The organism is Colwellia sp. 1_MG-2023 (assembly GCF_030546755.1).
Classification (GTDB): Bacteria; Pseudomonadota; Gammaproteobacteria; order Enterobacterales; family Alteromonadaceae; genus Thalassotalea_H.
In genome coordinates this window covers 48,193-62,904 of record NZ_JAUOPE010000012.1, presented here as the reverse complement: position 1 = coordinate 62,904, position 14,712 = coordinate 48,193, and the positions used below count along the sequence as shown (strand labels likewise).

Sequence of the window (14,712 nt, the reverse complement as noted above, 5' to 3'; positions counted from 1 at the left end):
TTAATAAACCTATTAATTGGTGGATGCTGTTACTGTGAATGTTTGATCTTTTCTTACTTTTTGACCATCACTTAATCGTTCACCGCCTCTAACGATCACTTCATCACCGGCATCTAAAGCACCCAATACTGAAACCCAACGTCCGACACCTTGACCTACTAGTACATTCACTTTCTTTGCTTGATTGTCATCATTCACGGTTAACACAAAAGTTTCCTTTTCACGAAGTACAAGTGCATCTCGAGGTACCATGGTGGCTTGTTTACTCGTTTGTTTAGGTAAAGAAACTGACACCGCAGAACCAGAAATTAAGTTTAAATCATCAGCCGCTAACCTGACTTCAAAGGTACGCGATTGTTGATCGCCTGCTTTACTCCATGTTCTAACCGGTAGTTCAATTAGTTTATCTTGCCATTTCACTAACACTTGTGCATCTGCTTGAATAAATTGTGCAATCGCTAAAGGAGCTGATACCTTAATGTCTAAATGTTTGGTATCTACCAGCTGAACTAACGGTCGACCTAAAGTAATTAATTCGCCAACATGAGCAAAACGTTGGCTAATATTACCCGAAAATGGTGCTTTTATAGAAGACTTTTCAATCTCTAATTCCGTTTGCTTAACCTGCATTTCAAGTGCTACGACTTCGTTTTTAGCTATAGCTAAATCTTTGATAATCCGTTCAAGTTCACTCAGTGAGGTGTTGTTTTTTTGATTTAGTTTAGACAGTCTTTTTTTCTGTTTACTAAGGTAACTCACATTAGCTTGATGTTGTTTTACTTGCGCTTGCTGCCTCGCTAATTGTAATGTTAAATGTCGATTATCAATAGTGGCAAGCACATCTCCTTTCGCTACTTGTTTGCCAACATCTTCCACCCATAGTAATTGCCCCGTTAGCTCAGCAGAGATAGGGGAATTTTTGCGACTGATCACATTACCCGGTAACCACATAGTAGGATTCACTTGTTCAGTTTTCGCCCGTTCAACGCTGACTAAATGACCTTTATCTTCGTGGTCCTGATAATAAAAAGCCTGAGCAGAATAACTCAGTAAGCTTATCGTGATCAGTGATTGAGTCATTATTTTTGTAAACAATGACTGGCGGATTTTATTTTTCACCTGAATGTATCCCATAATAAACTCCTGATAATTTAATCGCTAAATAGTTAACTGATTTGATTGTTAGTAGGTTGAGCAGTTACTTGTTGGCTCGTCACTGATTGTGTTGCTAACGGCTGTTTCGTTATTTTTTCTGATATCGTACTTAATATAAAATCTTGCTTACTTAAGCGTAATAAACAAGGTAATAGCACAATGGTAAATAAAGTGCTCATTGCAAGGCCTCCGACGATCACCGCCGCTAAACCTCGATAAATTACACTTCCTGCGCCTGGAATTAACAATAATGGCAACATGCCAAAAAAGCTGGTTAAAGTGCTCATAAAAATAGGACGTAATCGTAAACTGAGCGCTTGTTCTACTGCATCCACTCTTAATAAGCCTTGTGCCTGACCTAATCGTGTTTGATGCACCAATAAAATAGCGTTATTTACGACTAAGCCCAATAAAATCACAAAGCCAATCATGGTTAATAAATCAAGCGGTTGAAAAACAAATATATTTAATGCCTGCAAGGCAAGTACACCGCCAACGGTCGCTAACGGAATGGTGATAACAACGAGCAAACTATCTTTAATCGACTTAAATAATGCCGCCATTAACAAGCACAAAATCACTAAAGCAAAAGCAAAGTTTTCAGCCATTAAGCTAATCGCTTTCTCTAATTGATCTGCACTGCCACCATAAATAATATTGCCATCACTAGGTAACGCCGCTTTTAGTTTCGGCTCTACTTCTTTTTTCAAAACGGCAATCGTTTGTTCTAACGACCAACCTTCTGGTGGATTAATATTCAAACTAATAGTGCGGTTACCATCAACGCGAGTTAAACGTGAAGGTCCTACTGTGCGAGTAATATCAACAAGCTCTGATAATTGAGTGATCGAGCCATTTCCAGTAACAACTGGAACATCAGCTAAATTATCAGGATCATCCCAACCTTCTGAACGTAAAATCATGTTCAAACGTTTACTACCGTTGAAATACTCGCCGACATAAAGGCCATCACCTAACGTTCTAACAACCTGCCCTAAATTACGACGGTCCCAACCTTGCTCTAATATATTTCTATCATTAGGGGTTAAACGCAGTTCAGGCTCAGCATCTTCTGTACTCGGATTAGCTTGCACACGCGCTTCAGGTATAGCGGTTTTTACCCATTCAACGCCCTGACGGGCAGCACTTTGTAATGCTTTAGTATCTTTCGACTGTAAATTCATTCTTACTTGACGACCACCGCCAAAGCCGCCAAATAAATTACCTTGATAAGCAAATGCTTGAGTGTCTGGTAAATCAACTAATACTTCATTTCGCACTATGTCTAATAATTCATTTACTTTCGATTGATCTTTCGCTCTTACTCCAATATTGCCGCCAAAAGGGCCGCTAAAAAGATAATAGTTTTTTAGCGCCGGCTCTTTAGTACCGTCCATATATGGTTTTAAACGTTCAACAATGGGTTGAACCACTTCACGTTCTATGGTTTGAACATTTGCACCGGGCGGAAACTGTAAATTGCCATCAACGGCATCACGCTTAACAGGGGGTAAATAATCTAATGTCGGAATAGCAATATAGGTAACTGCCATTGGAATTATTAATAAAGCACTCGCTACGCTGAGACGTTTTTTACGGGTTTGGGTTAACGACATCACTTTTGCCGTTAACTTTGCCCAAAGCTTAGCGTTAGGATCTTCAATGGTTTGTTGCTTTAACAAGTATTTAGCCAACACCGGCAGCAACACCACAGCAACAATTAATGATACAGAAACAGCAATAGCGATGGTTAGCGCTAGGTCACCAAATAATTGCCCTTCAATATCTTTTAAGAAAAAAACTGGCAGAAATATCGCCACGGTTGTGGCGGTAGAGGCAAGTAATGCGCCCCACACTTGCTGTGCCCCCTGTTCAGAACTTTGATGATTGTCTAGCCCTTTATCGCGCATGCGCAGAATATTTTCCAACACTACAATTGCCGCATCTAACACCATACCAACGGCAAATGCTAAGCCCGCTAATGAAATAACATTGAGTGACCTACCGGTAATCTCAAGAACAATAAAGGTACTGAGTAAACTAATGGGGATCGCTGTAGCAATAATTAGTGTCGCGCGCATACGACGAATAAAAAACCACAGTATTGTTAACGATAAAACAACACCAACAAAAAGATTGCTAGTCACTAAATTTATTGCGCGATAAATAAATACCGAGGCATCAAACGATTGCACCATCACCAGTTGTTTATCTGCTAGTATTTCGCTGTTTATCGTTTCAACTTCTGCTTTTACCCGATTTAACGTTTCTAAAACATTCGCGCCATTGGCTCGATCAATTCTTAAAGAAAAGGCTGGATTACCATTTTGTACGGCAATATTTTGTTTATCAGGACGAGCTAATTCAACCTTAGCTATATCAGTAAGACGTATGTTACTACCGTTGCGTGACTCTAAAATCAGGTTCTCAAGTTCATCTACTTTATATTTGCCATTAAAACGTAAGGTGTATTGACGACGCCCAACATCTACAAAACCACCAGAAACATCATTGGTTGCAGAAACCAGAGAAATTAACTGTGGAATTTGAATGCCATATTCTGCCGCTTTTATTGGATCAAACCTTATTTGTAATTCTTCTCTGTTCTGTTGAGTAAAGGTTTGAACGCTGGCGACCCCTTCTACCGCTTCAATGCGAGGTCGGATAGTGTCATTGGTAAAATCGATATATTCATCAATTGATTTATCGTTACCGGGCAATGCTTGTAAAAAGAAAAAAGTTAACGCGGGGTTAGCGCCACCAAAACCGCCCAACATGATGCGAGGTGGTCGAGCATCACGAGGTAAACTAGGTACGCGTGTCATGCGGCTGATCACTTCAATCAAGGTTTGATCCATGTTTGTGCCGACATTAAACTCTAGATTGATATAAGAACTACCACGATTAGCAAAAGCATTCATCGCGGTTAACCCTGGAATTCCTCGCAATACTTGCTCTTGGGGTTCGATTAATTCTGATTCTACTTCTTGCGGAGAAGCGGCTCGCCAAAACGTTTGCACAGCAATACGCGGACGCTCAATATCTGGAAATAACTGTACGGGCAATTTAAATAAACTAATAAATCCCACTAACAAAATTAAAGCGACCCCAACAGCCACGGCTGCTGGGCTAGTTAATGCACTTGACGTTATTTTCATAATGACTCCGCAGCTTTTTATATTGTTTTAGCGTTAAGTTATTGCTGATTAATTCATCATTAGTGAGTAACTACAGAAGATAAAGCAAGCTTACGTTAAACGGAGCGTAAAATAGGATAGAAAGCGGGTTAGAAATTGTTTGTTAAACTCAGACACATATTGCAATACATTACTTTTCGCTTATTTTTATCAAAAGTCCCGTTTGAAATGGACATAAAAAGCAACATTATGACGAGAGACTATAACTAAGTTTTCTGGTTTATCATGCTAATAACAAATTGACTATGGTAGTATTGCTCATAATAAAGCTCGGCTTTGTATACTGACAATGTTCGAGCATGTAACCGCTAAGTTTTTTATTATCAGTAGGCATAAACACTTAAATAACCATAACCAATAAATAACTCAGCACTGAAAATAGACACAAGAATGCCAGAATTTTCGAGTCAACAAACGAATAAAATTACCTATATTCATGGGCAAAGACAGCTTAGCCATGATCAAGTAATTGCTGAACAGCCTCTGCAAATCAAACTTAGTTTTTATCAGCAAGCTTCATTAACATCAAATAATTCGCCACAAAGTAGAGAAACTGAGCGAAAGAATAATGCTAAACAAACACTCAACGCTGTTCAATCTTGCTCTCGTATTTTTTCGATTACCATGAGAACCCCAGGTGAAGATAAACAATTAATTCTAGGGTTATTGTTATCTGAAGGGATCATCAGTCATATCAATGATATTGAGTCAATCGCTATCGAAGTCACTGAATCAACATCAGGATTAAATCAAGAAAATAGTTGGGAAGTAAAATTAGCAAAAGGGATAAAAGTTAATCTCTCTAGTCTAGAACGCTATCAAATGACTTATAGTAGTTGCGGTTTATGTGGCACTACCTCATTAAAATCACTTGAACTAAAATCACCGCCGCCATCGCCAACAACTAAACATTGGTTAAATGCTAATACGTTAGGCAATTGGCCCAGTATCATGAAAGCTCAGCAGCAGCTATTTAACACAACGGGTGGTAGTCATGCAGCAGCGCTATTTAATGAACACGGAAAATTACTATTGCTTAAAGAAGATATAGGTCGACATAATGCCGTTGACAAGCTATTAGGTGCTTGCCTTCAAGACCAGTTCATTCAACGTTCAGACAATCAATTGGCTATAGTAGTTAGCAGTCGAGTGAGTTTTGAAATTGTTCAAAAGTCGGTGATGGCGGGCATTGGTGTTTTAATTGCCGTTGGTGCTGTATCTAACTTAGCGATATTAGCGGCAAAACGTTTTGATTTAACATTGATCGGTTTTACCAGTAGTGAATCATTCAATCTTTACCATGGTGAATGGCGTGTATTGCCATCTTCAAAGGGTTAATTATGTCAGAAAATAATCATCAAAATGAACCGTTAGCAAGTACACATAAAAAGCCGAAAAAAGCAGGCGGAATATCGTCGTTAACTTCAACCTTAAAGCATATTATGCAAAGCCAACAGCCACAAACCAATATAAAAAGCCTTTTAAAGGCGAATAAAAATAAAGGTTTTGACTGTCCTGGTTGTGCGTGGGGAGACGAAAAAGACGGCTTACTACAATTTTGCGAAAATGGGGCAAAAGCAATTGCTTGGGAATCAACGAGTAAAGTTGTTGATGAAGAATTTTTTCAGCGATATTCAGTCAGTGAATTAATGAAGCAAAGCGATTATTGGTTAGAATATCAAGGAAGACTAACTCAACCGTTACGTTACAATCCTGAAAGCGATCATTATCAAGCGATTAGCTGGCAAGAAAGTTTTGCATTAATTGCCAAACATTTACATCAATTAGACTCTCCCCATCAAGCAGAATTTTATACCTCAGGCCGTGCGAGTAACGAAGCGTCATTTTTATATCAATTATTTGGCCGTATGTATGGCACGAATAACTTCCCTGATTGTTCAAACATGTGTCATGAAGCAAGCGGTGTCGCCTTAAATGAAGCGATTGGCGTAGGTAAAGGTACTGTAGTATTAGATGACTTTGACCATGCGGATGCTATTTTCGTTTTTGGACAAAATCCTGGGACCAATCACCCTCGCATGATGAATGCGTTACGAAAAGCTGCCAGACATGGTTGTAAGATTGTTAGTTTTAATAACTTGAAAGAAGTAGCGTTAGAACGTTTCGCCAGCCCACAAGATCCCATTGAATTATTAACGCCAAAGGCCACAACCATTAGTCATGCATATTTCACCCCGAAACTAGGTGGCGATATGGCGGCAATTCGAGGCATGGTAAAAGTTATTCTAGCGAAAAATAATGAAGCATTAAAACAAGGCCAACCTTCTTTGTTGGACGAGACTTTTATTGCCCAACACTGTAAAAACTTTGATGAATATTGCCAAGCAGTCACATCAACCCCTTGGGATAAAATTGTTGAACAATCAGGGTTAACACAAGCAGAAATAACGCAAGCCGCTGAGATATATCTACAGTCATCTAACGTTATTTGTACCTGGGCAATGGGCATCACTCAACATAAACACTCGGTTGCTACTATTCAAGAAATCGTTAATTTGCAACTACTTCGCGGTAATATCGGTAAAAAAGGCGCCGGACTTTGCCCGGTTCGTGGCCATTCAAATGTGCAAGGTAATCGAACCATGGGCATTAATGAAAAACCATCAAAAGTGTTTATTGAAGCCATGTCAACTTTGGTCAATCAGCCATTACCCTTTGAAAAAGGTCATAATGTTTATCATGCTATTAATGCCCTGCTTGAAAAACGTAGTAAGGTGTTGATTTGCTTAGGTGGAAATATTGCCGCTGCCGCTCCCGATACTCAGCAAACCCATGCAGCACTTAAAAATACGGCTTTAAATGTACAAATTAGTACTAAATTAAACCGCAGTCATTTATTAATCGGTCAAGATGCGTTGATTTTACCTTGCCTTGGCCGCACTGAAATTGACATGCAACAATCTGGCGAGCAACAGATCACCGTAGAAGATACCTTTAGTATGGTGCATGCTTCTCAAGGGAACGTGCCACCTATTTCAACGAACTTGAAATCTGAAACCAGTATTGTCGCTCATATTGCCGAAAGCACGTTAAATAGCAAAAAGCTTCACGATAATAAAACAAATATAGATTGGTTAGGGTTAGCAGATGACTATGCAAAAATTCGAGAATTAATCGCTCAAACCCTCAGTGAGTTTTCAGGATTTAATCAACAAATCACCCAACCCGGTGGTTTTTACTTAGGAAACCCCGCAGCTCAGCTTGAATGGCGAAACCCAGATAATAAGGCATTATTTTCCTACCAAGCTTTGCCTGAAAGTATCCATGTCATTAGTAACCAGCAAACGGCGGATAAAAATCAAAAGATATTTACCTTACAATCGCTTCGTTCTCATGATCAATACAATACTACTATATATGGATTGAACGACCGATATCGCGGCATTTCAAATGAAAGAAACGTGTTGTTTATCAACGAAAAAGATGCCAGAAAACTCAAGCTTGCAGAAAACGATTTAGTCGATATCACCTCTATTTGGCATGATAACCAAAGCCGTTGCGTAAAAGGATTCAAACTTTGTTTTTATGATATTCCACGCGATAATTTAGCCGCTTATTACCCAGAAACAAATCCATTGGTGCCATTAGACAGTGTCGGCGATCGATCTTATACCCCAACGTCTAAATCAATCGCGGTTTTTCTTGTAAAATCAAAAGCACAAAGAATTGTTTGATTTAAAATAACATCATCAATTTTAATTTAAGTAATACTATCATTATGTTAAAAAAAGTAGCTTTTTATGGATATTCAATCAATTAAGAAACGCATTGTCCTTACCGGTGGACCTGGCGGTGGTAAAACCACTGCACTTGATTTGATCAGGCGTGAATTTGGCGGACAAATAACGACAGTGCCTGAGGCTGCCACAATGATTTTCAGTGGTGGTATTGCCCGTACAAACGACGACCATGTATTAAAAACCCAACAAACGGCAATTTATCATTTACAAAAGCACTTAGAAGATATTCAACGAGCAACTTACCCAAATTCGATCATTTTATGTGATAGAGGAAGTTTAGATGGATTAGCTTATTGGCCGGGCTCTTATGAAGATTATTTTCAAACGATGAAAACGACTATTGAAGAAGAATTTGCTCGATATGATGCGGTGATCTTTTTTGAAACTGCGGCTAAATCAGGTGAAAGTATTAAAAGTAACAATCCCATACGAAATGAGTCTGAAAAAGCAGCCATAGCGCTAGACGATAAACTTCAACAAGTTTGGTCGCAGCATCCAAATTACAACTTAGTTAATAGTGCTGAATCATTTATTAAAAAAGTGATGTTTGGCATTAACACAGTAGAAGACGTGATAGCTTCGTATAAATAGTAGCTGTTTGTCTCAATTTAACTGTTTAAATTGAGACAAACAAAAAAGACGAATAATTACTTATTCGTCTTGTTTCATTTTACTGCTTTTCTTTGTTTGGTGCGATTAACTGCTTACACGTTTTTCCGCAATTAATGCTAACTCAGTTGAGGCTATAGAAGCTAAGTTACTTGAAACAACTTTTTTCGATAATTTACCAATGATCATCGAACCTGTTTCCGTTGAGTTTTTTGCCGCAGCAAATTCTAATAAGTTTTGTCCATTACAAGAAATACTATCAAATACATTACGAATTTTTAACTTATTGCTTTTTAAGTAAGAACGTAATTTAGACTTATTATCAACATTGACATAATCACAAAGGTTTTGTGCAATATTAGAAGCTTCAGCTTGTGGTGTGTAAGAAAGAGATAATGTTGCGAATGTTATCGCTGCGATAATAGATTTCATGAAATACCCTTAAATAATATTAAACAGTTCAAATATAAGAAACGTTAATACCGGTTTACATGCCACCTTAACAAAGAGGTTTGCCTTGGTAACTCCGCTGTCTTAGACTATTGTCCTTAGACCGGTAGTTTTGCGTAATACCCTTTCAAGTATCTTGCCGTTTCTAGCTGCGGCGCATTGTACAGAATAAAATGAGCGAGGCAACTAAAATCCAATAAAATTTTGTATCTCTTTTGTAACTCCTTTGTCTTTCACCGTGTATTTCTATTGTATTTAGGACTTAACACTATTTTTTCATTAAGAATAAACATGACTTCACATTTACTCATTAGCAATTATGCTTCATCTTATGCAAACTGAATCGTTTATATTTCGTCACTTAAGGCAAAATCAATGGCTTTATTAGCATGAATAATCGTCGTATCTAATAAAGGGATTGGTATATCTGACTGTTCAACTAACATACCAATTTCAGTACAACCAAGAATAATCGCTTGTGCGCCTTGTTGTGATAACGCTTTCATGATTCTTAAATATTCATTTTTCGATGCAGCATTAACTTTACCTAAACAAAGCTCTTGGTAAATCACATCATGAATAATGACTCGATCTTGTTCGTTAGGAATAAGAACCTTAATACCATAGTTTTCGGTTAATCTGTTCTTATAAAAGTCTTGCTCCATGGTAAATGCAGTCCCTAGCAAGCCTACCGTAGAAAAGCCTTTATTAACAATAACTTCAGCTGTCGCATCCGCAATATGCAATAATGGGATATCGATGGAGCTTGCAATTTGAGGGGCTACTTTATGCATAGTATTGGTACAAATTAACAGGCAATCTGCGCCTGCCGCCTGCACTTGTTTAGCTGAGTTGACTAAAGTTTCAGCCGTTTTTTGCCAATCACCACTGTGTTGCAATTGTTCTATCGGCTGAAAATCCACACTCACCATCGCTATTTTCGCAGAGTGTAAACCACCTAAAGCAGTTTTAATTCCTTGATTAATTGTCCGATAATAACCGAGTGAACTTTCCCAGCTCATACCTCCAAGTAAACCTATTGTTTTCATATTCCCTCATTTTAAGCCTTGGTAATTACTCTAATTTTAAATGAATTCATTGATAATAACTTTTTGATGCACAATGAACAAAGCTGCTTCTTAGATTCAATATCTAAAGATGTTTCTTGCATGAAGTTTCGCACAATATCACTTGATATCCCACCATAAACATCTCATACCATGAGTAAGATGATGAGATGATTAAGGTCATCGGATGATATTGGGATATAAATGGTTTCACCACTCAAATATATCAGGCAAAAAACAATACTGATAATAAGCGTTCTGGTGACATCTGAATCACCTTTGAAAAAGTGACAAGTGTCGCTATACAAGTTAAGCATGCATTAAAAAATAGCCCTTTAAAACCTGTTTTTCCCAAAGATTGGTGTAAAAACATTTCAAGCGATGTTGATTAACATCAAGTAAGAGGTGAGCAGAATAAAATCTGGACTGTTTTAATTACTTCCTTGTACAAAAAGTACTTTGATAAGTTATTGCATCACATAATGTCATGTACACTTTTTACGTTTCAGCTTAAAATAATCACTTCAAACACTATTTAGAGATTACTTTGGAAGATACTTTGCAAGAAATTACGCCAATCGATGTTTCATACCAACCCATCGAATTATGTAAATTACTTAAAATTGCCAATATGGTTGGCGGTGGTGGTGAAGCGAAAATTGTCATCAGTGAAGGTTATGTGTACGTCAATGGTGAAGTTGAATTTCAAAAGCGAAAAAAAATCTACCATCAAGATATCGTTGAATTTAATGGTGAAGTAATTGCTGTACAGTGTCTTGCCCCCGTTCAAGATGTTAACGCACAAAAAGCAGCTAAAGCGGACAAGCTTGCCCAATCAATAGCAAAGAAACCGCAAAGCAATAAAACAAAGAGTAAAACCAAAAGTAAGGACAAAACCAAAGTCAATAAAAAACAACACGTTAACGATTATAATAACGACATAAATGAATCCCCAGTAACTTCAGGTAAAAGAAAACGAATTTCGTTTTAATCACAAGTAGATTCGTTAATTTTAGTTTATCAGTTTTACTGGGGTAAATAGCTAATAATTAAAAATTTCCTCCACGGATACGACGAGTTTCATATTGGTTTTTCTGTTGTTGATTTTGCCATTATCATTTTAAAGAAACGAATATTTTCATGAATTTAAAATAATAGACAGTTCACGGTTATTTTCTCTTTTTCAACGCGTACTGCCCTGTTAGAATACTCACCTTAAAATTTATCACCCCTTTTATGGAATAGCTTTAATGCGTACTAGCCAATATTTACTTTCTACTCAGAAAGAAACGCCTGCTCATGCAGAAGTGATCAGCCATCAATTAATGTTACGAGCAGGTTTAGTTCGTAATGTGGCTTCGGGTTTATATACGTGGTTACCCACAGGGTTAAAAGTACTTCGTAAAGTTGAAAACATTATTCGTGAAGAAATGGAAAGAGCTGGGGTTATCGAAACATTAATGCCAATGGTACAGCCTGCTGATCTTTGGGAAGAATCAGGGCGTTGGGAAGATTACGGACCAGAATTACTTCGTTTACATGATCGTCATAACCGCCCTTTCGTGTTAGGACCGACTCATGAAGAAGTGATCACCAAGCTTATTAGCACAGAAATCAGCAGCTATAAGCAATTACCATTAAGCTTATTTCAAATTCAAACGAAGTTTCGTGATGAAATTCGCCCTCGTTTTGGTGTCATGCGTGGCCGCGAATTTTTAATGAAAGATGCCTATTCTTTCCACCTTAGTGACAATTGTTTAAAGAAAACTTATCAAAATATGTTTGATGCGTATTGCCGTATCTTTGAACGTCTTGGTTTAGATTTTCGTCCAGTAATTGCCGATAACGGCTCAATTGGTGGAGAAGGCTCACACGAATTTCATGTACTTGCAGACTCAGGCGAAGACGACATTGCCTTTAGTGATAGCAGTGACTTTGCCGCTAACATTGAAAAAGCAGAAGCTTTAGCACCACAAGGTGAACGTTCACCGGCAACCGCCGCGTTAGAAACTGTTGATTTAAAACTAGAACGATTAATTAAAACAACGGACATAGAAATAACTAATACCGTTAAAACAGTTATCGTGCATGGGGCTGTCGCTGATGGCGAAGCAGAAAAATTGGTAGCGTTAGTTTTACGTGGCGATCATCAACTCAATGAAGTAAAAGCAGAGAATTTACCAAGTGTTGCTGCACCATTAACTATGGCAACAGATGAACAAATTTCAGCTTTAACAAATTGTCACATTACCTCAGTTGGTCCTAAAGGGCTTGAAATTGAAGTAATTGTTGATAGAAGTGCGGCTCATTTAAGCGACTTTGCTTGTGGTGCTAATGTTAATAATCAATCATTTACTGGGGTTAACTGGCAAAGAGATTGTGGTGAAATTAATATCCAAGACATCCGTAACGTTGTAGAAGGTGATCCTAGCCCCTGTGGAGAAGGAAAAATCGTCATTAAACGTGGTATTGAAGTGGGTCATATTTTCCAATTAGGCGACAAATACGCACAAGCGATGAACTGTGGCGTATTAACCGAAGAAGGTAAAAATCAAACCTTAACCATGGGTTGTTATGGCATTGGTGTTTCACGTATCGTTGCCGCAGCGATTGAACAAAACCATGACAAATATGGCATAAAATGGCCAAAAGCAATTGCTCCTTTTCAAGCGGCTATTGTGCCGATGAATATGGCAAAATCTGCTCGCGTTAAAGAAACGGCGGAAGCTTTGTATGAAAAACTCCAGCAGGCGGGTATCGAAGTTTTATTTGATGATCGTAAAGAACGTCCAGGAGTAATGTTTGCTGATCATGAATTAATTGGTACACCAATATTATTAGTAGTAGGTGAGCGCAATTTAGATACACAGCAAATTGAAGTAAAAGATCGTATCAGCGGCGAAAAGTCTTTGATGGCAATTGACGAAGTAATGTCACTTTTCAACTAAACTAAGTTAAATCGAGTCATTACACTCATTAAGTGATTTGAATTTTAAAAGCCTTATCAACCTATGATAAGGCTTTTTTAATTGAAAAAAATCCTGTGTTCAAGACATAGCTTTTGTTTTTTATTCTAGCCAATTATTCCCTAACCTAGTTATTCTCAAGAAAATTATTCTCAAGTAAGTTATACCCAGCTATGCTATTCCCAAAATAGCTATTCCCAACCTAATTGATAGACAGGTAAGTTTTTCAAACGATTATCTATTTCTGTTAAAGTTTGTTGATAATCTTTCGACAAGACATCTTTAAATTTCTTTTCAAAACTGTCTTCATTCAAACCTTCATGTAAACCTTCAATACTAGGTAGTAATTCTGCATCAGTAACGTTCGCTAATAATTGCTGAGCACGCTTAGCATTTTTTTCAGATTTAGTGACTATCATGGCTAAACGCGTGCCTGCTCTATCCGCTTGTAAATCGGCAAAACTAAAACCACTGCCGCCTTTATTGGTATCTAAAAACTCTTTAAACTCACCTATCGCGTCACTTGCACCATGGCTGCTAAACAGTTGTAATGCCATTGAGTAGATAAAATGTTTTTGTAAATCAGGTCTAGTTTGTAAGCTAACATGTTTTCTCAGCCTGTTACGGATCACGAGCTGTTCTTTTTCACGAATAATGACATCGCCCACTAATAATTCAAAACGATCAGCGCCAAAATAAATGATTAATGCGGTTATCGCTGCTTGGTTTTCTTTCACGGCAAGATATTCTTTAGAGATACTACTGCGCGTTTTCGCCAGTTCAAACACATGACGAATAAACACCGCGATTGATGAATGCATATCTTGTTGCGCTGCGAATTCACTTAATGATTGATAATAAAAAGAGATAGTTTCTACGTTACCAAATAAAGCTAAATCATCACGCATTTTTAATAAAAATGACTTATCGTCTTTTTTCATGGTTAATAAATTTTTATCTATCGATAAATGAGCAATCAACCTTTCTTCATTAATATCAATCGAGGTGATCATCGCGAGTGCGTTATCAAGCAATTGTTCTTTAAGAAAGTTGTCTGCGGCAAAGCGCATTAACGAAATAAAAAATTCACCGCTAACTTTCAAGTCACCAAGACTGACTTCATCAAGCAACAAACCTTGTGTAGAAGGTGAAATATAAGCATTGACGTTTAAATATTTGATAAAGCTAGGAAATGGCAATGCTAAGGACGCTTCAATCGCCGCACCGTATTTTGACAAGCGAACATCGGCATTCACTTTTGGAAAAGCTCGATGAAGTAAAGCCGTTAAACCATTAGCTTCTTGTTGATTGATACTAATACTCGTGACGGTATTTTTTTGTTTCAAAGTACTTACAATGCGTTGTGCCAATTGTTGACTATGTTTTGCTGAAGCGGCATTAATTTGATTCACTTGTACCGTTGATTGTTGCGATTGCAGCGCGAAGTAAATAAGCCCCAAACTCGTAATAATAAGAGCAAGAAGAATAAAAACTAACGATTTGATAA

10 protein-coding genes and 1 riboswitch are annotated in these 14,712 nt (G+C 37.7%); of the genes, 5 read left to right on the top strand and 5 right to left on the bottom strand.

Features of this window, described 5'->3' with window-relative positions; all coding sequences use genetic code 11:
- Positions 1 to 12: 12 nt before the first annotated feature.
- Complete coding sequence (locus Q4493_RS13730; RefSeq protein ID WP_303453684.1) at positions 13 to 1,134, bottom strand: efflux RND transporter periplasmic adaptor subunit; 1,122 nt, start codon at positions 1,132 to 1,134, stop codon at positions 13 to 15.
- A gap of 32 nt (positions 1,135 to 1,166) precedes the next feature.
- A complete protein-coding gene (locus tag Q4493_RS13725) occupies positions 1,167 to 4,313 on the bottom strand; it encodes an efflux RND transporter permease subunit (RefSeq protein WP_303453682.1) in 3,147 nt (1,048 codons plus the stop codon).
- Positions 4,314 to 4,742: 429 nt separating this feature from the next.
- Between Q4493_RS13725 and fdhD the strand changes: the two genes are divergently transcribed.
- From fdhD to Q4493_RS13710, 3 genes are all read left to right on the top strand, one after another.
- Positions 4,743 to 5,690 carry a formate dehydrogenase accessory sulfurtransferase FdhD gene (gene fdhD, locus Q4493_RS13720; RefSeq protein ID WP_303453680.1) on the top strand — a complete coding sequence of 316 codons (948 nt, stop codon included), beginning with the start codon at positions 4,743 to 4,745 and terminating at the stop codon, positions 5,688 to 5,690.
- Between the two features lie 2 nt (positions 5,691 to 5,692).
- Positions 5,693 to 8,047, top strand: a complete 2,355-nt coding sequence (locus Q4493_RS13715; protein WP_303453678.1) for an FdhF/YdeP family oxidoreductase — start codon at positions 5,693 to 5,695, stop codon at positions 8,045 to 8,047.
- Between the two features lie 66 nt (positions 8,048 to 8,113).
- On the top strand, positions 8,114 to 8,704 hold the full coding sequence (locus tag Q4493_RS13710; protein ID WP_303453676.1) for an AAA family ATPase: 591 nt from the start codon (positions 8,114 to 8,116) through the stop codon (positions 8,702 to 8,704).
- Positions 8,705 to 8,809: 105 nt separating this feature from the next.
- Here the strand turns inward: Q4493_RS13710 and Q4493_RS13705 are convergent, their stop codons facing one another.
- Positions 8,810 to 9,154, bottom strand: a complete 345-nt coding sequence (locus Q4493_RS13705) for a DUF3718 domain-containing protein (protein WP_303453674.1) — start codon at positions 9,152 to 9,154, stop codon at positions 8,810 to 8,812.
- Positions 9,155 to 9,238: 84 nt separating this feature from the next.
- Positions 9,239 to 9,323: riboswitch (cyclic di-GMP riboswitch) on the bottom strand.
- Positions 9,324 to 9,519: 196 nt separating this feature from the next.
- Complete coding sequence (locus Q4493_RS13700) at positions 9,520 to 10,221, bottom strand: aspartate/glutamate racemase family protein (protein ID WP_303453672.1); 702 nt, start codon at positions 10,219 to 10,221, stop codon at positions 9,520 to 9,522.
- 565 nt (positions 10,222 to 10,786) lie between these two features.
- Between Q4493_RS13700 and Q4493_RS13695 the strand changes: the two genes are divergently transcribed.
- Positions 10,787 to 11,230: an RNA-binding S4 domain-containing protein gene (locus Q4493_RS13695; protein WP_303453669.1), complete on the top strand. Its 444-nt coding sequence runs from the start codon at positions 10,787 to 10,789 to the stop codon at positions 11,228 to 11,230.
- Between the two features lie 259 nt (positions 11,231 to 11,489).
- The gene (locus Q4493_RS13690; protein WP_303453666.1) at positions 11,490 to 13,187 is read left to right on the top strand and encodes a proline--tRNA ligase; all 1,698 of its coding nucleotides are present in this window, start codon (positions 11,490 to 11,492) and stop codon (positions 13,185 to 13,187) included.
- A 209-nt stretch (positions 13,188 to 13,396) separates the two neighbouring features.
- Here the strand turns inward: Q4493_RS13690 and Q4493_RS13685 are convergent, their stop codons facing one another.
- Complete coding sequence (locus tag Q4493_RS13685) at positions 13,397 to 14,617, bottom strand: hypothetical protein (RefSeq protein WP_303453663.1); 1,221 nt, start codon at positions 14,615 to 14,617, stop codon at positions 13,397 to 13,399.
- Between the last annotated feature and the right edge of the window lie 95 nt (positions 14,618 to 14,712).

What these genes read in the sequence shown, in the direction of transcription:
- fdhD (WP_303453680.1), top strand. Translation starts at nt 4,743, where the DNA reads ATGCCAGAATTTTCGAGTCAACAAACGAATAAAATTACCTATATTCAT.
- Q4493_RS13715 (WP_303453678.1), top strand. Translation starts at nt 5,693, where the DNA reads ATGTCAGAAAATAATCATCAAAATGAACCGTTAGCAAGTACACATAAA.
- Q4493_RS13690 (WP_303453666.1), top strand. Translation starts at nt 11,490, where the DNA reads ATGCGTACTAGCCAATATTTACTTTCTACTCAGAAAGAAACGCCTGCT.
- Q4493_RS13725 (WP_303453682.1), bottom strand. Translation starts at nt 4,313, where the DNA reads ATGAAAATAACGTCAAGTGCATTAACTAGCCCAGCAGCCGTGGCTGTT.
- Q4493_RS13710 (WP_303453676.1), top strand. Translation starts at nt 8,114, where the DNA reads ATGGATATTCAATCAATTAAGAAACGCATTGTCCTTACCGGTGGACCT.
- Q4493_RS13705 (WP_303453674.1), bottom strand. Translation starts at nt 9,154, where the DNA reads ATGAAATCTATTATCGCAGCGATAACATTCGCAACATTATCTCTTTCT.
- Q4493_RS13700 (WP_303453672.1), bottom strand. Translation starts at nt 10,221, where the DNA reads ATGAAAACAATAGGTTTACTTGGAGGTATGAGCTGGGAAAGTTCACTC.
- Q4493_RS13730 (WP_303453684.1), bottom strand. Translation starts at nt 1,134, where the DNA reads ATGGGATACATTCAGGTGAAAAATAAAATCCGCCAGTCATTGTTTACA.